The sequence below is a fragment of the Pseudomonas sp. 3-2 genome (assembly GCF_019710535.1).
Classification (GTDB): domain Bacteria; phylum Pseudomonadota; class Gammaproteobacteria; order Pseudomonadales; family Pseudomonadaceae; genus Aquipseudomonas; species Aquipseudomonas pharyngis.
Genome location: NZ_CP081200.1, coordinates 4,047,867 through 4,065,989, shown reverse-complemented (window position 1 = coordinate 4,065,989; position 18,123 = coordinate 4,047,867). Strand labels below are relative to the sequence as shown.

Below are 18,123 nucleotides of genomic sequence, written 5' to 3'. Positions count from 1 at the left end.
ATGAAGCGCCGTCCACTTTCCCACGAGTATTCAAGAGGACTCCCATGCGTCTTATCCGCATGCTGCTGCCGGTACTGGCTCTGACCACCCTCACGGCTCACGCCGATGACAAGGATGTGGCTCGCCTTACCCAATTGCTCGAAACATCCAAGACCCTGACCGCCAATTTTTCCCAGCTGACCCTCGACGGCAGCGGCACCCAGTTGCAGGAAACCACCGGCGACATGACCCTGCAGCGTCCGGGCCTGTTCTACTGGCACACCAATGCGCCAGCCGAGCAGACCATGGTGTCCGACGGCAAGAAAGTCACCCTGTGGGACCCGGATCTGGAACAGGCCACCATCAAGAAGCTTGATGAGCGTCTGACCCAGACCCCGGCGCTGTTGCTGTCTGGCGACGTATCGAAGATCAGTCAGAGCTTTGACATCACCGCGAAAGAGGCCGGTGGCGTGATCGACTTCACCCTGAAGCCGAAAACCAAGGACACGCTGTTCGACAGCCTGCGCCTGTCGTTCCGCAACGGTCTGGTCAATGACATGCAACTGATCGACAGCGTCGGCCAGCGCACCAACATCCTGTTTACCGGTGTGAAGGCCAACGAAGCGGTCCCGGCCTCCAAGTTCAAGTTCGACATCCCCAAGGGTGCCGATGTGATCCAGGAATAAACACAGAGGTTTCAACGGTACGTGATGGATCTGTTTCGCAGTGCACCGATCGCCCAGCCCCTGGCCGCCCGTTTGCGGGCGACCAATCTGGACGAGTACGTCGGTCAGGAACACGTGCTCGCTCGCGGCAAGCCTCTGCGCGAAGCGCTGGAGCAGGGTGCCCTGCATTCGATGATCTTCTGGGGCCCGCCGGGCGTGGGCAAGACCACGTTGGCGCGGTTGCTGGCAGAAGTCTCGGATGCGCACTTCGAAACGGTTTCGGCAGTGCTGGCCGGGGTCAAGGAGATCCGTCAGGCGGTGGAAATCGCCAAGCAGCAGGCCGGCCAGTACGGCAAGCGCACGATCCTGTTTGTCGATGAAGTGCACCGCTTCAACAAGTCTCAACAGGACGCCTTCCTGCCGTACGTTGAAGACGGCACCCTGATCTTCATTGGCGCCACCACTGAAAACCCTTCGTTCGAACTGAACAACGCATTGCTGTCGCGGGCGCGGGTCTACGTACTCAAAAGCCTCGACGAAGCGGCGTTGCGCAAACTGGTGCACCGCGCCCTCACCGAAGAGCGTGGTCTGGGCAAGCGACATCTGACGCTCAGCGATGAAGGCTTTCAGATGCTGCTGTCCGCCGCCGATGGCGATGGCCGGCGCCTGCTGAATCTGCTGGAAAACGCCTCGGACCTGGCCGAAGACAACAGTGAGATGGGCACCGAGCTGCTGCAAAGCCTGCTCGGCGACACTCGCCGGCGTTTCGACAAGGGCGGCGAAGCGTTCTACGACCAGATTTCCGCGCTGCACAAATCGGTTCGCGGCTCGAATCCTGACGGCGCGCTGTACTGGTTTGCGCGAATGATCGACGGCGGCTGCGATCCGCTGTACCTCGCCCGGCGGGTGGTGCGGATGGCCAGCGAAGACATCGGCAACGCCGATCCTCGCGCCCTGAGCCTGTGCCTGGCCGCGTGGGAAGTGCAGGAACGTCTCGGCAGCCCGGAAGGTGAGTTGGCAGTGGCGCAGGCAATCACTTATCTGGCCTGTGCGCCGAAAAGCAACGCGGTGTACATGGGTTTCAAGACCGCACTGCGCGCTGCCGCCGAACACGGTTCGCTGGAAGTGCCGCTACATCTGCGCAATGCGCCGACCAAATTGATGAAGCAATTGGGTTATGGCGACGAATACCGTTACGCCCACGACGAACCGGACGCCTACGCGGCCGGCGAAGACTATTTCCCGGAAGAACTCGACCCGATTCCGTTCTACCAACCGGTCCCCCGTGGCCTGGAATTGAAGATCGGCGAAAAGCTCAACCACCTCGCCCAACTTGATCGTTTAAGCCCTCGGCAGCGGAGAAAATAGTGGTTCCATTGATTGTTGCGGTCTCCGTCGGCGGGATTGCCGGCACTTTGTTGCGCTTCGCCACCGGTAATTGGGTCAACGCCAATTGGCCGCGGCACTTCTATACCGCGACGCTGGCCGTTAATATCGTGGGCTGTCTGCTGATTGGCGTGCTGTACGGCCTGTTTTTGATACGCCCGGAAGTACCGATCGAGGTACGTGCCGGGTTGATGGTCGGCTTCCTCGGGGGGCTGACGACTTTTTCATCCTTTTCACTGGATACGGTGCGCCTGCTGGAAAGCGGGCAAGTGCCGCTGGCCCTGGGCTATGCGGCCATCAGCGTATTCGGCGGGCTGCTCGCGACCTGGGCTGGCCTGTCCCTGACCAAACTTTGATAACGAGAAACCGACATGCTCGATTCCAAACTGTTACGTAGCAACCTTCAGGACGTAGCGGACCGCCTGGCTTCCCGTGGCTTTGCCCTGGATGTCGCGCGCATCGAAGCGCTGGAAGAACAGCGCAAGACCGTCCAGACCCGCACCGAAGCACTGCAGGCTGAGCGTAACGCGCGTTCTAAATCCATCGGTCAGGCCAAGCAGCGCGGCGAAGACATCGCGCCGCTGATGGCGGACGTCGAGCGCATGGCGGGCGAACTGAGCGCCGGTAAAGTCGAGCTGGACGCGATCCAGACCGAACTGGATTCGATCCTGCTGGGCATCCCGAATTTGCCGCACGAATCGGTACCGGTCGGCGAAGACGAAGACGGCAACGTCGAAGTGCGCCGCTGGGGCACCCCGACCGCCTTCGATTTCCCGGTTCAGGACCACGTGGCTCTGGGCGAGAAGTTCGGCTGGCTCGACTTCGAAACCGCCGCCAAGCTGTCCGGCGCACGTTTCGCCCTGCTGCGTGGCCCGATTGCCCGTCTGCACCGCGCACTGGCGCAATTCATGATCAACCTGCACGTCACCGAGCACGGCTACGAAGAGGCCTACACGCCTTATCTGGTTCAGGCCCCGGCGCTGCAAGGCACCGGTCAACTGCCGAAGTTCGAAGAAGACCTGTTCAAGATCGCTCGCGAAGGCGAAGCCGATCTGTACCTGATCCCGACCGCCGAAGTGTCGCTGACCAACATCGTGGCCGGTGAAATCGTCGATTCGAAACAGCTGCCGATCAAGTTTGTTGCCCACACTCCGTGCTTCCGCAGCGAAGCCGGCGCGTCGGGTCGTGACACTCGCGGCATGATCCGTCAGCACCAGTTCGACAAGGTCGAGATGGTCCAGATCGTCGAGCCGTCGAAATCGATGGAAGCGCTCGAGAGCCTGACCGCCAATGCCGAGAAAGTCCTGCAACTGCTGGAGCTGCCTTACCGCACCCTGGCGCTGTGCACTGGCGACATGGGCTTCAGCGCAGTCAAGACTTACGACCTGGAAGTGTGGATTCCGAGCCAGGACAAATACCGCGAAATCTCGTCGTGCTCCAACTGCGGCGATTTCCAGGCCCGCCGCATGCAGGCGCGTTTCCGCAACCCGGAAACCGGCAAGCCTGAGCTGGTGCACACCCTGAACGGTTCCGGTCTGGCAGTCGGTCGTACCCTGGTGGCCGTGCTGGAAAACTACCAGCAGGCCGACGGTTCGATCCGCGTGCCGGACGTGCTGAAGCCGTATATGGGTGGCCTTGAGGTCATCGGCTAAATGAAATATCTGCCGCTGTTTCACAACCTGCGCGGCAGTCGTGTGTTGGTTGTCGGTGGGGGGGAGATTGCCTTGCGCAAGTCCCGCCTGCTGGCCGATGCCGGTGCGCTGCTGCGGGTGATCGCACCTGAAATCGAAGCGCAACTGCGCGAACTGGTTGCCGCCAGCGGTGGCGAATGCCTGCTGCGGGGCTACGCCGAAAAGGATCTGGACGGTTGCGGGCTGATCATTGCCGCCACCGACGACGAAGCGTTGAACGCGCAAGTCTCTGCCGATGCCCATCGGCGTTGCGTGCCGGTCAACGTGGTCGATGCGCCGGCGCTGTGCAGCGTGATCTTCCCGGCAATCGTCGATCGTTCACCGCTGATCATCGCTGTCTCCAGCGGCGGCGATGCGCCGGTGCTGGCCCGGCTGATCCGCGCCAAGATCGAAACCTGGATTCCTTCGACCTACGGCCATCTGGCCGGTCTGGCCGCGCGGTTTCGCGATCAGGTCAAAGGCCTGTTTCCCGATGTGCAGCAGAGACGGGGCTTTTGGGAAGACGTGTTCCAGGGGCCGATTGCCGACCGGCAGCTGGCAGGACAGGGCGCCGAAGCCGAACGTTTGCTGCAAGCCAAGATTGACGGCAAAGCCATGGTCACGACCGGTGAGGTGTATCTGGTTGGGGCAGGACCGGGTGATCCGGATCTGCTGACCTTCCGCGCCTTGCGTCTGATGCAGCAAGCCGACGTGGTGCTGTACGACCGCTTGGTGGCTCCGGCGATTCTTGAGCTGTGCCGTCGCGATGCCGAGCGGGTCTACGTCGGCAAGCGTCGCGCCGATCACGCCGTGCCGCAGGATCAGATCAACCAGCAACTGGTGGATCTGGCCAAGGCCGGCAAGCGTGTGGTGCGGTTGAAGGGTGGGGATCCGTTCATCTTCGGCCGTGGCGGCGAAGAGATCGAGGAACTGGCGGCCCATGGCATCCCGTTTCAGGTGGTGCCGGGCATCACGGCGGCCAGCGGTTGCGCGGCATATGCCGGGATTCCGCTGACTCATCGCGACTACGCTCAGTCGGTGCGTTTCGTCACCGGGCACTTGAAGGACGGTTCGACCGATCTGCCGTGGTCGGACCTCGTCGCGCCGGCTCAGACGCTGGTGTTCTACATGGGGCTGGTGGGGTTGCCGATCATCTGCGAGCAGTTGATCAAGCATGGTCGCGCGGCCGATACCCCGGCAGCGCTGATCCAGCAGGGCACCACGGTCAATCAGCGGGTCTTCACCGGCACGCTGGCCGATCTGCCGCGGCTGGTGGCGGAGCATGAAGTGCATGCGCCGACGCTGGTGATCGTCGGCGAAGTGGTGCAACTGCGCGAGAAACTGGCGTGGTTCGAGGGCGCTCAGGGTCAAATCTGACGACTCTGGGGGGATCGTTCCCACGCGGTGGGAACCATCCTGCTCTCAACCTCGGCGCCAGACCCCTTTCCCGCCCAACCGGTCCCGGTCATGGGCAACAGTGAAATCCTGCTCCGGCCCCTTCGGCACCACCCCTGTCGGGTTGATGGTCTTGTGGCTGCCGTAGTAGTGATGCTTGATGTGCTGGAAATCCACGGTTTCGGCAACGCCCGGCCACTGGTACATCTCACGCAGCCAGTTCGACAGATTCGAATAATCGCTGATGCGCCGCAGATTGCATTTGAAGTGCCCGTGATACACCGCATCGAAACGAATCAGCGTGGTGAACAACCGCACGTCAGCCTCAGTCAGGTATTCACCCGTCAGATAACGGTTGGCGCCCAGCACCTGCTCCAGATGATCCAGTTCGGCAAACACATCATCGAACGCTTCTTCATAGGCGTTCTGCGAGGTGGCAAACCCGGCGCGATACACGCCGTTGTTCACGGCAGGATAGATCCGCTCGTTCAGCGCATCGATCTCGCCGCGCAACGGCGCCGGATAGAAGTCCAGATCGTTGCCGGTCAAGTCATCGAAGGCGCTGTTGAACATGCGGATGATCTCCGCCGATTCGTTGCTGACGATGCGCTTGAGCTTCTTGTCCCACAGCACCGGTACGGTGACGCGGCCGGTGTAGTCGGCGGTGTCGGCGGTGTAGCGCTGGTGCATGAAATCGAAGTGGTCGAGTTTGTCGCCGGTCGAGCCGAGGTTCTGATCGAAGGTCCAGCCGTTTTCCAGCATCAGCCAGCTGACGACTGAAACGTCGATCAGGCTTTCCAGGCCCTTGAGCTTGCGCAGGATCAGCGTGCGATGCGCCCACGGACAGGCGAGAGAGACATAAAGGTGATAACGCCCGGCTTCGGCGGCAAAACCGGCTTCACCGCTCGGGCCCGGCTCGCCATTGCGAGTGACCCAATTGCGGCGCTGCGCCTGTTCGCGCTGGAACGCGCCGTCCTTGCTGCTTTCGTACCACTTGTCCTGCCAGCGGCCGTCGACGAGTAAACCCATGATCAAGACTCCAGAAACCAATAATTCGTTGGAGTTGAGTCTATTCCGATGAGTTCGAACAAAAAGCGCAAAGATCGGGCGTTAATGATCGGTTAAATCGATTTATCCCGCGCGTCCCAGTATTGCTCGGCGGTTTCAAAAGCCTGTTCACGGCTTTGGCCGAGGCCGCGCAGCGCCAACGCCATGGTCGAGATCAAGGCCATTTGCGGGTAACTGTCGACCACATCGCCACTCCAGACGGCTTTCAAATGCTCGATATCCAGCGACGCAGGTTTGACGTGGCGTTGCGCCGACAACTGCGGCCATTCCTCATCCCAGCTTTCGCCACCCATGGTGCCGTACAAATGGCTGTTGGCATCCGGGTTGATCTCGATTTCGCCGCCGTCGCCCTTGATCACGATCGCCGTGTCGCCAAGCAGGCCGCTGGCATCGCGGTGCACCGCTTGATAGCCGGGGTGGAAAATACTCTGCAAGCCGCAACGCGCGCCCAATGGATTGAGAATCCGCGTCAGCGAGTGGATTGGCGAGCGCAGGCCGAGGGTGTTGCGCAGGTCGATCATCCGTTGCAGCTGCGGCGCCCAGTCCACCAGCGGCATGAACGCCAGGCCACCGTTATCCAGCGCCGCGCCGACTTGTTGCCAGTTGCGGCACAGCGGAATGTTCAGCTCACCGAGCAGTTGTTCGGAATACAAACGCCCGGCTGTGTGGGCGCCTCCGCCGTGCATGAAGATGCGCACGCCGTTCTGCGCCAGGCACTTGGCGGACAGCAGATACCACGGCAGGTGACGCTTCTTGCCAGCGTAGGTCGGCCAGTCCAGATCGACCTTCAGCGCTGGCGCCTGCAAACGTTCGCGCAGTGCCTCGGTGAAGCCAGCCATTTCCTCAGCGCTTTCTTCCTTGTGCCGCAGCAACATCAGGAAGGCTCCGAGCTGGGTTTCTTCGACCGCTTCGTCGAGCACCATGCCCATGGCTTGCCGGGCTTCCTCGCGGGTCAGGTCGCGGGCGCCGCGCTTGCCCTTGCCGAGGATGCGCACGAACTGGGCGAATGGATGCTCGGCGGGCGTTTCGAGGGTCAGCGCTGGATAGTCGGTCATAGGCAATTCGTCGGTTTGGGCAGGCCCGCCAGTTTCGCGGCGAGTTTGGCAGGGGTGCCTTTGAACAGTCGGTTCAGGTGCAGGCTGTTGCCTTTCTCCGCGCCGAGCTTGAGCGCGGTGTACTTGATCAGCGGCCGGGTGGCCGGTGACAGCTGGAATTCGGCGTAGAAGCTGCGCAGCAATTCGAGGACTTCCCAGTGTTCGGCGCTCAGTTCGATGTCTTCGGCAGCGGCGAGGGCGCTGGCGACTTCGGCCGACCAGTCGTTGAGGTCGACCAGAAAGCCGTCCTTGTCCAGTTCAATGGCGCGGGTGCCGACGGTCAGCGCATTCATAGCCAGCTGTTGACCTTGTCGTGGTGGATCGACAGCTCGACGAAGGCCGGGTAATCGATGGCTTCGGCCCAGTCCGGAACCTGCACGGCACGGGCTTGCGCGTCTTCGGCCAGCACGAACAATTTCACCTTGCGGGATTCCAGCGCACTGAACGGCGCAGTGCCGGGTTGCAACGCATAAGCGGCATCGCCCGACAGCAACAGCGCATCGCTGGCACCCAGCAGGCGCAGGCAACTGGTCAGGCGTTCGTCGCCGAACGGGGAATGGGACAACACATGCAGAGTCGACATCAGAGGGTGATCACCTGGTCGTAACGGTCAATGAGGGCGGTGATTTGTTCGGCGGCCAAAGGCTGTGCCTCGTCCAGCGAACGATCGCCGAGGCCGCGAACACTGGCGCTGTCGGCGCAGTAGAACAGCTCTTCGACGCCGAACATCGGCAACGCTTGCAGGTTGGCGCTCAGGTCTTTCTGTTGCAGGGCCTTGGCGTTTTGTCCGGCGGCCAGTTGCAACACACCGTCATCGAGAAACAGCAGACCGATCGGCAGATCGAAGGCGCCGCCGGCCAGCACGATGTCCAGCGCTTCGCGGGCGCCGGGGCCGGACCACGGCGATTGACGGCTGATAATCAGAAGGGACTTGGCCATGTCATGCGCCTCCGAAACAGATGAGGCGGTCGGCATCCTGCACCGCGTCATGCAACTGACCGAGGCCGGACAATTCCCACGGCGCGCTGACGGCCACGGCATCACGCTGATAACGCCCGGCTTCCTCGGTATTCAACACGCCACGGCGCAGGGCCGCGGCGATGCACACCACGCCGTCGAGGTTTTGTTCGGTGATGAAATTGCGCCACTGTTTGGGCAGGTCCAGTTCGTCCTGCGGCGTGACCACGGCGTCGGACGCGTTGTGGACCCCGTCCTGATAGAAAAACAGCCGGACAATCTCATGCCCGCCGGCGAGCGCAGCCCTGGCGAACAGCAGGGCGCGGCGCGAGGAGGGCGCATGGGCGGCGGAAAACAGCGCAATGGCGAACTTCATGACGGACTCGATCAGCAAAACTGCGGCCATGATAAAGCTTTCTCGGCGGGGCGGCGAAGTGGATGTTTCCCGCGCCCGTCTCGATACGAGCAGGCGTCCTTCAGCGTGGCATGTAGCCCAGCTGCCAACGCCGCGGAATCTTCAGGGTCACCAGCCCCAGAACGGCGGCGAACAGACCGCTGACCAACATCGCCTTGAGCCCCAGATGATGTTCCAGCACCGCCCCCAGAATGGCCCCGACCAGCATCCCGCTCCACGGCACCAGTTGCACCCGCCAGCCGCTTCGCCGTTCGCCGAGCACCCAGCGCCCCATTCCCCGACCAAATCGGGACAGGGCGCCGGTGACATACGTCAGCCCGACCGGCAGGCCGTTCACTTCTTCCACCGCCGCGTTGAGCATGCCCATCGCAATGATCGCCGCCAGCAGGGCCGGCAGTTGCGTGTCAAAGGGCCAGGCTGCGGCACAGAGCAGTGCGGCGATGGACAACAGCAACGGCAGCGCCCGCCGACCACCCAACCGACTGATCACGACACCCAGGGCATTGCCGACAATGAACGTTGCGACGAGCAGGATCAGCCGCCCTGTCAGTGCGCTGTCGCCATCGCTGATCGCCACCGCCAGCCGCGTGGTGTTGCCGCTCATGAAGGAAACGAAATCGCCACTGGCCATGAAGCCGATGGCGTCGGTCATGCCGGCCAGTACCGACAGGCTGGCAACCAGCGCCAGACCCACACGGCCGCGCCATTTCTGTATGTGAAGATGTCCGGGACTGGCGCGGTGGGTCGAGGTGGAAGGCAGCATCGAGGCAGCGTCCTTGAGCGGGGTTTACGGTTCTATGCCATACAGATCGCAGTACTCCAGCCAGTCCATCCCGGCCATTTCCGCCACTTCGCGATGCACTTCCAGGCGTTGTGCCTGATACTCCTCGGGCGTGGTGGCAGTCAGTTGCAACGTCAATTCCCAGGCAAACAAACCTTGGCTTTCGGCCTCGGCTTCGAAAGCTTCGTGCAGGCGTTCTTCGCGGTACTGCGCCGGAGTTTCGCCCTTGGCCTGGGCCAGCAAAGGGTTGAGGTGGTCGAGGGCTTCGCGCAACTCGGGGCGTGCATCGAGAAACAGTTTCAAGGCTTGTTCGTGTCGCTGGTCAGTAGGCGCCATGGGCTTTCCTTGTGAGGCTGGTCACCGTTAATGTGCCGCAGGCGCCGGCATGTGTCGCGTTTTAAATGCAGTAAAGCAGAACGATTTTTGCCGTTGCGGTGATACAGTCCGGTTTTTTCCGAATGAGCGAATGCAATGCGAATGCTGATGGTGGCGCTGGCGGCAACCTTGCTGGCCGGTTGCGCGGGTTCGGCGATGGAAGACGCCCGCACGCAAACCCCTAACAAGACCCTGAATTCGGACAAACCCGAAAAAGTCGTGGCCCAGTGCGTGCAATTCGCCTGGCAGGACGAAGCGGTGTTCGGCGTGGACGCGGCGGCGTATCTGCAACCGGGCAAAAAGGGTGGTTCGACGGTCTACACGCGTTCGGCGGAGTCGTTTGTCGACTTGACCACGGATGCGTCCGGTACCGTATTGAATTACTACGCGCAGAAGGATGATTTTGTGGCCAAGCGCCGCTTGGCGGCGCTGGCGACCTGTCTGTAACGGGCGGCTGGATGCGTTGATTTTGCGACCCTCACCAGCCTGCGGGCGAGGGTCGCTGAATTCAATCAATCAAACGCTTCTGGAAGAAATGCCGCTTGTGCCCCAGCGGATAATCCACAATCTCGCCACACTCGGTATACCCCAGTTTTTTGTAGAACCCGGGCGCCTGAAAATCAAAGGTATCGAGCCAGATCCCAACGCAGTCTTTTTCCCGGGCGAATTCCTCGACCATGTTCATCAGCTTCGAGCCGATGCCCTGTCCCCGGCCTTGTTCCGGCACCGCCAGCAACTCGATAAACAGCCACCGATAGAACGTGTGCCCATAGAGGCCACCGAGGATCGCGTCGTTGTCGTCGCGCACCAGTAGCGCGACCGGTTCGTACAGCGACGGCCCGGCCTTGGCAATGTTGTAGGCACGCAGCGGCGCCAGGATGGCCGCGCGCTGTTCTTCGGTGGGTTCCTGCGACAGCTCGATCCGCAACGTCATGTTGTCTTCCTTGTAGTAATGAATCGGCAGCCTATCGCGCCACAGCCGATTGAAGCAATCGCTTGGAACCGTCGCTCCTGCGGCGCGGTCTAGCCCTTCAGGGCGTCCATCCGGAACGCGTTTGCCTGGGAGATTCCATGAACATTTTCGAAGCCCTGCGTGAGAGCCACGATCGTCAGCGGACCTACGCGAAATCGTTGATCAAGACCAGCGGTGACACCCCGGAAAGGGTCGAGGCCTACAAGCAGCTGAAGGCTGAGCTTCAGGCCCACGAAACCGCCGAAGAGCGCCATTTCTATATTCCGTTGATGGAGATCGACAAGGGTGTCGACCTCAGTCGCCATGCCATTGCCGAACACCATGAAATGGACGAGATGATGGAAGAGCTCGACGAGACCGACATGTCCAGCCCGGCCTGGCTGGCGATGGCAAAAAAGCTCTCGGATAAGGTCCATCACCACTTGCAGGAGGAAGAGCAGAAATTCTTCCAGATGGCCGGCAAGCTGCTCGACGACAAGCAAAAGGAACAGCTCGCCGGGCAGTATGAAAAGGAGTTCAGAGCGCAGCTTCCCTGAACCGGTGAACGCAGGTGTTTGTAATGACGCGGTGTAGTCTTTTCGCCATGCGTTGAGTGAGCGTCGTCGCAATGAACTGTGTTTATATACAGTATTTTCGGCATTTTTGAAGTTTCGCCGAGGCCGACTGCGACAAAACCGCCGATGGACAAAAAATCCCCCTCCGTTAGCTTGAAAGCCTCTCCTCGGACAGGAGAGTTCTTAAATCAACGGAGTGAAAAACATGAACCAACCACAAGCTCAAACCCAACTGCGACACGGTCGCGTCATTTCCCCTGCAAGCCGCGGCGCGGTGGCCATCGAGCAAGGATTGCTCGGCGGCTGGCAGGTCAATGAAATGGAAGGCGGCAAGAACTTCCCGGCGCTCGCGGCCGGCCCGTTCCCCGCGCCGTTCGAAAGCGACAACCCGAGCGTCGTACCGCCCGCTGACGGCTATATTCTCAGTGGCGGCAAGAACGACGCACGTGACTGTGTGAACTTCACCGCAGAAGAAATGAGCAAGAAACTCGGGCGTCCATTCTCCTGGCCGCTGCTCAATGTCACCCCCGGCCAGACCCTTGAGGTCAAATGGGAGTACACCGCGCCGCATACCACTCGCGGTTACCGCTGGCTGATCACCAGGGATGGCTGGGACCCGAAACAACGCATCACCCGGGCGCAACTGGAAGCGCAACCGTTTGCCGAGGATTTCTATCCGCAAGTGCCGTACTACAGTCATGCGGCGGAATTGAAAGCCAAGGTCAACCACGCCGTGAAACTTCCGGGCAACAAGCAGGGTCATCACGTCATCGTGCTGATGTGGATCGTCGCCAACACCGGCAACGCCTTCTATCAGGCCTTCGATGTGGACTTCAAATAAGCCCGCAACGTCAAACCCACACGTTCTGAAGGATTAGAACATGTCAAACATTGACTTCACCCTATTGAATAACCAGGCCAGCGATGCGGCATCGCTGATGCCGAGCCTTGCCGGCAAGAAGATCCTCATGGGCTTCTGGCACAACTGGCCGGCCGGCCCGAGCGATGGTTACCAGCGCGGCCAGTTCGCCAACATCACCCTGGAAAACGTGCCCAAGGAATACAACGTGGTTGCGGTGGCCTTCATGAAGGGCAGCGGGATTCCGACCTTCAAGCCGTTCAACGTCTCCGATGCCGAGTTTCGCCGTCAGGTCGGCGTGCTCAACAGTCAGGGGCGGGCGGTGCTGATTTCCCTGGGCGGTGCCGATGCGCACATCGAGTTGCGTGCCGGTCAGGAGCAACCGCTGGCCAACGAAATCATCCGTCTGGTGGAAACCTACGGCTTTGACGGCCTGGACATCGATCTTGAGCAGAGCGCGATTGATTTCGCTGCCAACAAGACCGTCCTGCCTGCCGCGCTGAAACTGGTCAAGGATCACTACGCAGGCCAAGGCAAGCATTTCATCATCAGCATGGCGCCGGAGTTTCCGTACCTGACCGTCTCCGGCAAATACGTTGGATATCTGCAGGCGCTGGAAGGCTATTACGACTTCATCGCTCCGCAGTTCTACAACCAGGGCGGCGACGGGGTCTGGGTGCCGGAAGCCAATAACGGCAACGGGGCGTGGATCGCGCAGAACAACGACGCGATGAAAGAGGATTTCCTCTATTACCTGACCGAGAGCCTGGTGACCGGCACTCGCGGCTTTACGAAGATCCCGGCGGACAAGTTCGTCATCGGCCTGCCGGCCAACGTCGATGCCGCCGCCACCGGCTACGTGATCGACAAGACCGTGGTCGGCAACGCGATGAAACGCCTGGCGGTCAAAGGGCATCCGATCAAGGGCCTGATGACCTGGTCGGTGAACTGGGACAACGGCACCAGCAAGGATCGCGTGCCGTACAACTGGGAATTCAGTCGGCGTTATGGACCACTGATTCACGGGGTGCCGTCTGCGGTGCAGGGCGCTGATGCCGCAACGGTGAGCGTCGCTCATCAGTAGTCATTGAACGAAAAGCCCGGTAGCGCTGCCGGGCTTTTTTTCGTCGGCGGTTCGCAACATTTCACCTACCATGGCCATCTTCCGATAACAAAAAAGGATCAGGCGTCATGTCCAACACAGCCGAGCGGGTCAACATCGTCGATACCCAGGTGTTGTCCCACGACTGGTATCTGCTGAAGAAAATCACCTTCGACTATCACCGCAACAACGGGGACTGGCAGCGCCAGACGCGCGAGGTCTACGATCGTGGCAATGGCGCGGCGATTCTGCTGTTCAACCGCGAGCAGCGCACCGTGGTGCTGACACGGCAGTTTCGTCTGCCGGTGTTCGTCAACGGTCACGACGGTTTGCTGATTGAAGTGGCGGCCGGACTGCTTGAAGGCGCGGCGCCGGAGCAGCGCATCCGCGACGAGGCCGAGGAAGAAACCGGTTACCGCGTGCATGATGTGAATAAGGTGTTCGAGGCCTACATGAGCCCCGGCTCGGTGACCGAGAAATTGCACTTTTTCATCGCCGAGTACGATGCCTCGTCAAAGGTCAGTGAAGGGGGCGGTCTGGAAGAAGAGACCGAAGAACTGGAAGTGCTGGAGTGGCGTTTCGACGACGCGCTGGCGGCGTTCCAGCGGGGCGAGATCTGCGATGCCAAGACCATCATGCTGCTGCAATATGCGGCGATGAATAACCTGTTTGACGGTTAAAACAAGTCACCGGTTTTACCGATGTCCGACCACAGGCCACCTTCCAGGGTCAGCAGGCGCTCCTTGGCTTCCAGGCCTCCGGCAAAACCGGTCAGTTTGCCTGAGGCGCCGATGACCCGATGGCATGGCGCAATGATTGAAATCGGATTGCGCCCGTTCGCCGCGCCGACGGCACGCACCGCACTCGGGTGGCCGATCTGTTCGGCAATCTGGCTGTAGGTGCGGGTTTCGCCAAACGGAATGGTCAGCAACGCGGCCCAGACCTTTTTCTGGAATTCGGTGCCAGCAAAGTCCAGCTCCAGATCGAACGCGTTTCGCGTTCCTGCAAAATATTCTTCCAGCTGTTGCGCGGTTTTCATCAACAGCGGATTGTCCGGTGCCTCGCTCATCGGCCCCAGGCGCACCCGGTTCGGTTTGTCGTTTTCCCAGAGGATGGCGGCCAGACGTGATCCGTTCGCGACCAGCTTCAACTCGCCGACAGGCGAGGGCAGGGTGATGAACGTGTAGGCCATGGGCAAAACTCCGGGACGGGGCGGAAACTGCGCCCAGCATACTGCCGGATCGGGGAGGCGCAAACCGCAATCGCGACCATACTGGCTGATGCTCTTGAAGCGCTTTCCTACCTTATAAAAAGAAGAGACCGACTCATGAAGTACGAACGTTTTGCCAAATCGCTGATTGCGACCTCATTGGCGCTCAGCTGCCTCATGGCCCACGCCGCCTCGGTTGCCCCGGTCGCCGCCGAAAACGGCATGGTGGTCACCGCCCAGCACCTGGCCACTCACGTGGGTGTCGACGTGCTGAAAAGTGGTGGCAACGCGGTGGATGCGGCGGTCGCCGTGGGTTATGCACTGGCAGTGGTTTACCCGGCGGCGGGCAACCTCGGTGGCGGTGGTTTCATGACCATTCAACTGGCGGACGGACGCAAGACCTTCCTCGACTTCCGGGAAAAAGCCCCGCTGGCCGCGACGGCCAACATGTACCTCGACAAGGACGGCAACGTCATCCCTGATCTGAGCACCCGTGGCCACCTCGCGGTCGGCGTTCCGGGCACCGTGTCGGGCATGGAGCTGGCGCTGAGCAAGTATGGCACCAAACCGCGCAAGGAAATGATTGCCCCGGCCATCAAACTGGCTGAAGAAGGGTTTGAACTGGAACAGGGCGACGTCGAGCTTTTGGAGTACGCCACGGACGTGTTCAAGAAAGACATCAAGGATTCCGGCGCGATCTTTCTGAGCAACGGCGAACCGATGCAGGTCGGGCAGAAACTGGTGCAGAAGGACCTGGGCAAAACCCTGCGCACCATTTCCGAAAAAGGCGCCGACGGCTTCTACAAAGGCTGGGTGGCCGACGCCATCGTCACCTCCAGTCAGGCCAACAAGGGCATCATCACCCAGGCCGACCTCGACAAATACAAGACCCGTGAACTGGCCCCGGTGGAGTGCGACTATCGCGGTTATCACGTTGTCTCGGCTCCGCCGCCAAGCTCCGGTGGCGTCGTGATCTGCCAGATCATGAACATCCTCGAAGGCTATCCGATGAAGGATCTGGGCTTTCATTCGGCCCAGGGCATGCACTACCAGATCGAGGCGATGCGCCACGCATACGTGGATCGCAACAGTTATCTGGGCGACCCGGATTTCGTGAAGAACCCGATCGAACACCTGCTGGACAAGAACTACGCAACCAAGCTGCGTAACGCGATCCAGCCGCAGAAGGCCGGTGTGTCGGCGGAACTCAAACCCGGTGTCGCGCCCCATGAAGGCAGCAACACCACGCACTATTCGATCGTCGACAAATGGGGCAACGCGGTCTCGGTCACCTACACCCTCAACGACTGGTTCGGCGCGGGCGTGATGGCGAGCAAGACCGGGGTGATCCTCAACGATGAAATGGACGACTTCACCTCCAAGGTCGGCGTGCCGAACATGTACGGCCTGGTGCAGGGCGAAGCCAACGCCATCGCTCCCGGCAAGGCACCGTTGTCATCGATGAGCCCGACTATCGTCACCAAGGACGGCAAAGTGGTAATGGTGGTCGGTACGCCGGGTGGCAGTCGCATCATTACCGCGACGTTGCTGACCATGCTCAACGTCATCGACTACGGCATGGGCCTGCAGGAAGCGGTCGATGCGCCACGTTTCCACCAGCAGTGGATGCCGGAAGAAACCAACCTCGAAGACTTCGCCGCCAGCCCCGACACGAAGAAGATTCTCGAGAGCTGGGGCCACAAGTTCGCGGGCCCGCAGGACGCCAACCACATCGCCGCGATTCTGGTCGGTGCACCTTCGCTGGGGGGTAAACCAGTCGGCAAGAACCGCTTCTACGGCGCCAACGACCCACGGCGCAACACCGGGTTGTCATTGGGTTACTGAGCAGAGTAAAAAGGGGGCGGGCACAGGTCCGCCCCTGTCTCAAGGACCGATCAAGGAAGGCTCACCATGACCACCGCATTGCTGATCATCGATGTCCAGCGCGCCCTGTGCGCCGGCGAATACGAGTGCCACGACGCCAAACGGGTAATCGACACCATCAACGGCCTCTCCGCCCGCGCGCGCCAGTCGGGTGTGCCGGTGGTGCTGATCCAGCACAACGAAAAGGACAGCCCGTTCGCCCACGGTGCTGAAGGCTGGCAACTGGCTGACGGACTGGTCACCGCGCCCGGCGATCTGCGCGTCGACAAGACTGCCAACGACTCGTTCTACCAGACCAATCTGCAGAAACTGATCCCCCGGGAAGACTTCGACCGCTTGGTGATCTGCGGCATGCAAACCGATTACTGCGTCAACGCCACCGTGCGTCAGGCCCATCAACTGGGCTACGACGTGGAACTGGCGGCCGACGCGCATTCCACCGTCGACAACGGCAACATGAGCGCCGAAGACATCATCGCCGAACACAACAAGGACTGGGCGCACCTGACCGGTTCCGTGGCGCGGATCGATGTGAAGCCGGCTGCCGAAATTACGTTCTGATGGGTTGTCGCAGTCATACTGGGAGCGAGCTTGCTCGCGATGGCATTCATTCAGTCACCGATGATGTTGAATGTGCTGCCCTTATCGCGAGCAAGCTCGCTCCCACAATGACGCATGCGGATCACGCCATTTGTAGCCGCCGCACCACGGTCTGAAACCGTTCGGACGCCACCCACTGCGGATCCGCGTCCTCCACCAACAACATGATCCCCAGATAATGCTCCAGGTGCAGGGTAATCACCTGACCATCGACTGCCAGATCCCAGTAATACTGATCCAGACCGCTGGCCTGGGTTGTCCAGGTTCCGCTCAGCGTCTGCTGGAGCTCATCGGCGATGCGCGTGAAGAGTTCTCTGTCAGAGCTGTCCGACAGGTGAATATCCGAAGCGGCCACGAGCTGCTCCTTAAATGACGATGAGGGTGGGAGGGCATACTGCCACTGCCTGAAATCAGGTCGCAAACATCAACCTGCGAACATCACTCACCGGCTCGGACACCGCACCGCTCAACACCAGCCGCGTAATCGTCTGCGCCGCCACCGCATAATCCTCATCCTGCGGCACCTCCCGCCCGGTGATGCGCCCCATCTGCCAGGCAATGTTGGTGTAGGTGCGCGTCGCCGACCAGATGAACAACATCAAATGCTCGGGATCGACCGGCGCCAGCAAACCGCGGTCGATCCAGCTGCGCAGACACTCGACATTGCGCCGGGCTTCGCCGCGCAACAGGTCGCGGCATTCATCGGGCAACTGGCGGCCGCCAAGCAGCAACTCACCGCTGAACACTTTGGCGATCGCCGGGTGCTCGCGGGCGATGCGGATGCGCGCGGCGACGTAGGCGCGCAGGCCGATCAGCGGATCGTCGCTTTCGCGCAGCACCGCCGAAGCTTCCAGCAACGGTTCGACGAAGCCGAGCAGCACTTTGCCGTAGAGGTTTTCTTTGCTCTGGAAGTAGTAATAGAGATTGGCCTTGGGCACACCGGCGCGGGCGGCGATGTCGCGGGTCTGGGTCGCGTCGAAGCCGTTGGCGGCGAATTCTTCACTGGCGGCGGCCAGGATCAGTTGCTGGTTGCGTGCGCGGATGCTGCTCATGGACGGCATGGAGGGTCTGGCCATTTCGGGTTCGCAATATACAAAACTATATAGCGATTAAGCCAGCGAACTCGCTCCTCAGCGCTATGCTGGTTTCAATTTCA

General features: G+C 60.9%; 23 protein-coding genes and 1 pseudogene. 12 read left to right on the top strand and 12 right to left on the bottom strand.

Translation table 11 applies throughout. The annotated features are described in order from the left end of the window. The first annotated feature begins 44 nt into the window (after positions 1-44). Genes lolA through cysG form a run of 5 tightly spaced genes read left to right on the top strand, consistent with a single transcriptional unit; the run spans position 45 to position 5,077 of the window. Positions 45-665, top strand: coding sequence for an outer membrane lipoprotein chaperone LolA (gene lolA, locus K3819_RS18350; protein ID WP_011334944.1), 621 nt, complete (start codon positions 45-47; stop codon positions 663-665). A 24-nt stretch (positions 666-689) separates the two neighbouring features. Further along, positions 690-2,012, top strand: coding sequence for a replication-associated recombination protein A (locus tag K3819_RS18345; RefSeq protein ID WP_007958186.1), 1,323 nt, complete (start codon positions 690-692; stop codon positions 2,010-2,012). After that, on the top strand, positions 2,012-2,386 hold the full coding sequence (crcB, locus tag K3819_RS18340; RefSeq protein ID WP_007958188.1) for a fluoride efflux transporter CrcB: 375 nt from the start codon (positions 2,012-2,014) through the stop codon (positions 2,384-2,386). The genes K3819_RS18345 and crcB overlap by 1 nt, the downstream gene beginning before the upstream one ends. A gap of 15 nt (positions 2,387-2,401) precedes the next feature. Continuing rightward, on the top strand, positions 2,402-3,682 hold the full coding sequence (gene serS / locus K3819_RS18335; protein WP_074688938.1) for a serine--tRNA ligase: 1,281 nt from the start codon (positions 2,402-2,404) through the stop codon (positions 3,680-3,682). Next, positions 3,683-5,077, top strand: a complete 1,395-nt coding sequence (gene cysG, locus K3819_RS18330) for a siroheme synthase CysG (RefSeq protein ID WP_221397662.1) — start codon at positions 3,683-3,685, stop codon at positions 5,075-5,077. Between the two features lie 45 nt (positions 5,078-5,122). On the opposite strand, the gene K3819_RS18325 is transcribed toward cysG, so the two are convergent. From K3819_RS18325 to K3819_RS18290, 8 genes are all read right to left on the bottom strand, one after another. Beyond that, on the bottom strand, positions 5,123-6,124 hold the full coding sequence (locus K3819_RS18325) for a glutathione S-transferase family protein (RefSeq protein ID WP_221397661.1): 1,002 nt from the start codon (positions 6,122-6,124) through the stop codon (positions 5,123-5,125). A gap of 92 nt (positions 6,125-6,216) precedes the next feature. Then, positions 6,217-7,218 (bottom strand): glycosyl transferase family protein, encoded by a 1,002-nt coding sequence (locus tag K3819_RS18320; protein WP_221397660.1) that lies wholly within the window; start codon positions 7,216-7,218, stop codon positions 6,217-6,219. Next, positions 7,215-7,550, bottom strand: a complete 336-nt coding sequence (locus K3819_RS18315; protein ID WP_221397659.1) for a TusE/DsrC/DsvC family sulfur relay protein — start codon at positions 7,548-7,550, stop codon at positions 7,215-7,217. Before K3819_RS18315 ends, K3819_RS18320 begins: the two co-directional genes overlap by 4 nt. Further along, positions 7,547-7,840, bottom strand: coding sequence for a sulfurtransferase complex subunit TusB (gene tusB, locus K3819_RS18310; protein ID WP_115078459.1), 294 nt, complete (start codon positions 7,838-7,840; stop codon positions 7,547-7,549). The genes K3819_RS18315 and tusB overlap by 4 nt, the downstream gene beginning before the upstream one ends. Continuing rightward, complete coding sequence (gene tusC / locus K3819_RS18305) at positions 7,840-8,196, bottom strand: sulfurtransferase complex subunit TusC (RefSeq protein ID WP_039767393.1); 357 nt, start codon at positions 8,194-8,196, stop codon at positions 7,840-7,842. The genes tusB and tusC overlap by 1 nt, the downstream gene beginning before the upstream one ends. A gap of 1 nt (position 8,197) precedes the next feature. Beyond that, on the bottom strand, positions 8,198-8,590 hold the full coding sequence (gene tusD, locus K3819_RS18300; RefSeq protein WP_221397658.1) for a sulfurtransferase complex subunit TusD: 393 nt from the start codon (positions 8,588-8,590) through the stop codon (positions 8,198-8,200). Between the two features lie 100 nt (positions 8,591-8,690). Then, positions 8,691-9,392 (bottom strand): YoaK family protein, encoded by a 702-nt coding sequence (locus tag K3819_RS18295; protein ID WP_221397657.1) that lies wholly within the window; start codon positions 9,390-9,392, stop codon positions 8,691-8,693. A gap of 24 nt (positions 9,393-9,416) precedes the next feature. Next, positions 9,417-9,746, bottom strand: coding sequence for a DUF6388 family protein (locus tag K3819_RS18290; RefSeq protein WP_085648284.1), 330 nt, complete (start codon positions 9,744-9,746; stop codon positions 9,417-9,419). A gap of 135 nt (positions 9,747-9,881) precedes the next feature. Between K3819_RS18290 and K3819_RS18285 the strand changes: the two genes are divergently transcribed. Then, positions 9,882-10,232 (top strand): hypothetical protein, encoded by a 351-nt coding sequence (locus K3819_RS18285; protein WP_011334933.1) that lies wholly within the window; start codon positions 9,882-9,884, stop codon positions 10,230-10,232. Positions 10,233-10,293: 61 nt separating this feature from the next. Here K3819_RS18285 and K3819_RS18280 read toward each other — a convergent pair whose 3' ends face one another. Beyond that, complete coding sequence (locus tag K3819_RS18280; RefSeq protein ID WP_221397656.1) at positions 10,294-10,719, bottom strand: GNAT family N-acetyltransferase; 426 nt, start codon at positions 10,717-10,719, stop codon at positions 10,294-10,296. 137 nt (positions 10,720-10,856) lie between these two features. Between K3819_RS18280 and K3819_RS18275 the strand changes: the two genes are divergently transcribed. The 4 genes and pseudogenes from K3819_RS18275 to K3819_RS18260 all read left to right on the top strand — a co-directional run bounded on the left by K3819_RS18275 (position 10,857) and on the right by K3819_RS18260 (position 13,953). Beyond that, positions 10,857-11,294, top strand: a complete 438-nt coding sequence (locus K3819_RS18275; RefSeq protein ID WP_085613256.1) for a hemerythrin domain-containing protein — start codon at positions 10,857-10,859, stop codon at positions 11,292-11,294. 223 nt (positions 11,295-11,517) lie between these two features. Further along, positions 11,518-12,153 carry a lytic polysaccharide monooxygenase auxiliary activity family 9 protein gene (locus K3819_RS18270; protein WP_064597701.1) on the top strand — a complete coding sequence of 212 codons (636 nt, stop codon included), beginning with the start codon at positions 11,518-11,520 and terminating at the stop codon, positions 12,151-12,153. 40 nt (positions 12,154-12,193) lie between these two features. Further along, positions 12,194-13,195: pseudogene (locus tag K3819_RS18265) on the top strand (chitinase); the annotation flags it as partial. A 167-nt stretch (positions 13,196-13,362) separates the two neighbouring features. Then, entirely contained in the window at positions 13,363-13,953 is a 591-nt protein-coding gene (locus tag K3819_RS18260) for an NUDIX domain-containing protein (protein WP_085613253.1), read from the top strand. On the opposite strand, the gene K3819_RS18255 is transcribed toward K3819_RS18260, so the two are convergent. Then, on the bottom strand, positions 13,950-14,465 hold the full coding sequence (locus K3819_RS18255) for a methylated-DNA--[protein]-cysteine S-methyltransferase (protein ID WP_085613252.1): 516 nt from the start codon (positions 14,463-14,465) through the stop codon (positions 13,950-13,952). The two genes, K3819_RS18260 and K3819_RS18255, sit on opposite strands and share 4 nt — an antisense overlap. A gap of 135 nt (positions 14,466-14,600) precedes the next feature. Between K3819_RS18255 and ggt the strand changes: the two genes are divergently transcribed. Then, positions 14,601-16,328 (top strand): gamma-glutamyltransferase, encoded by a 1,728-nt coding sequence (gene ggt / locus K3819_RS18250; protein ID WP_085613251.1) that lies wholly within the window; start codon positions 14,601-14,603, stop codon positions 16,326-16,328. Positions 16,329-16,394: 66 nt separating this feature from the next. Further along, a complete protein-coding gene (locus K3819_RS18245; protein WP_085613250.1) occupies positions 16,395-16,928 on the top strand; it encodes a cysteine hydrolase family protein in 534 nt (177 codons plus the stop codon). A gap of 121 nt (positions 16,929-17,049) precedes the next feature. On the opposite strand, the gene K3819_RS18240 is transcribed toward K3819_RS18245, so the two are convergent. Together K3819_RS18240 and K3819_RS18235 are read right to left on the bottom strand one after the other, a co-directional pair. Continuing rightward, complete coding sequence (locus K3819_RS18240; protein WP_085613249.1) at positions 17,050-17,322, bottom strand: DUF3630 family protein; 273 nt, start codon at positions 17,320-17,322, stop codon at positions 17,050-17,052. Between the two features lie 55 nt (positions 17,323-17,377). Further along, on the bottom strand, positions 17,378-18,019 hold the full coding sequence (locus tag K3819_RS18235; protein ID WP_221399716.1) for a TetR/AcrR family transcriptional regulator: 642 nt from the start codon (positions 18,017-18,019) through the stop codon (positions 17,378-17,380). Between the last annotated feature and the right edge of the window lie 104 nt (positions 18,020-18,123).

Coding starts and splice junctions, on each gene's coding strand:
- K3819_RS18245 (WP_085613250.1), top strand. CDS start 16,395: ATGACCACCGCATTGCTGATCATCGATGTCCAGCGCGCCCTGTGCGCC.
- K3819_RS18290 (WP_085648284.1), bottom strand. CDS start 9,746: ATGGCGCCTACTGACCAGCGACACGAACAAGCCTTGAAACTGTTTCTC.
- K3819_RS18255 (WP_085613252.1), bottom strand. CDS start 14,465: ATGGCCTACACGTTCATCACCCTGCCCTCGCCTGTCGGCGAGTTGAAG.
- K3819_RS18275 (WP_085613256.1), top strand. CDS start 10,857: ATGAACATTTTCGAAGCCCTGCGTGAGAGCCACGATCGTCAGCGGACC.
- cysG (WP_221397662.1), top strand. CDS start 3,683: ATGAAATATCTGCCGCTGTTTCACAACCTGCGCGGCAGTCGTGTGTTG.
- K3819_RS18280 (WP_221397656.1), bottom strand. CDS start 10,719: ATGACGTTGCGGATCGAGCTGTCGCAGGAACCCACCGAAGAACAGCGC.
- K3819_RS18325 (WP_221397661.1), bottom strand. CDS start 6,124: ATGGGTTTACTCGTCGACGGCCGCTGGCAGGACAAGTGGTACGAAAGC.
- lolA (WP_011334944.1), top strand. CDS start 45: ATGCGTCTTATCCGCATGCTGCTGCCGGTACTGGCTCTGACCACCCTC.
- K3819_RS18315 (WP_221397659.1), bottom strand. CDS start 7,550: ATGAATGCGCTGACCGTCGGCACCCGCGCCATTGAACTGGACAAGGAC.
- K3819_RS18345 (WP_007958186.1), top strand. CDS start 690: ATGGATCTGTTTCGCAGTGCACCGATCGCCCAGCCCCTGGCCGCCCGT.
- tusC (WP_039767393.1), bottom strand. CDS start 8,196: ATGGCCAAGTCCCTTCTGATTATCAGCCGTCAATCGCCGTGGTCCGGC.
- K3819_RS18270 (WP_064597701.1), top strand. CDS start 11,518: ATGAACCAACCACAAGCTCAAACCCAACTGCGACACGGTCGCGTCATT.
- K3819_RS18260 (WP_085613253.1), top strand. CDS start 13,363: ATGTCCAACACAGCCGAGCGGGTCAACATCGTCGATACCCAGGTGTTG.
- serS (WP_074688938.1), top strand. CDS start 2,402: ATGCTCGATTCCAAACTGTTACGTAGCAACCTTCAGGACGTAGCGGAC.
- tusB (WP_115078459.1), bottom strand. CDS start 7,840: ATGTCGACTCTGCATGTGTTGTCCCATTCCCCGTTCGGCGACGAACGC.
- K3819_RS18295 (WP_221397657.1), bottom strand. CDS start 9,392: ATGCTGCCTTCCACCTCGACCCACCGCGCCAGTCCCGGACATCTTCAC.
- K3819_RS18320 (WP_221397660.1), bottom strand. CDS start 7,218: ATGACCGACTATCCAGCGCTGACCCTCGAAACGCCCGCCGAGCATCCA.
- tusD (WP_221397658.1), bottom strand. CDS start 8,590: ATGAAGTTCGCCATTGCGCTGTTTTCCGCCGCCCATGCGCCCTCCTCG.
- K3819_RS18235 (WP_221399716.1), bottom strand. CDS start 18,019: ATGAGCAGCATCCGCGCACGCAACCAGCAACTGATCCTGGCCGCCGCC.
- ggt (WP_085613251.1), top strand. CDS start 14,601: ATGAAGTACGAACGTTTTGCCAAATCGCTGATTGCGACCTCATTGGCG.
- K3819_RS18285 (WP_011334933.1), top strand. CDS start 9,882: ATGCGAATGCTGATGGTGGCGCTGGCGGCAACCTTGCTGGCCGGTTGC.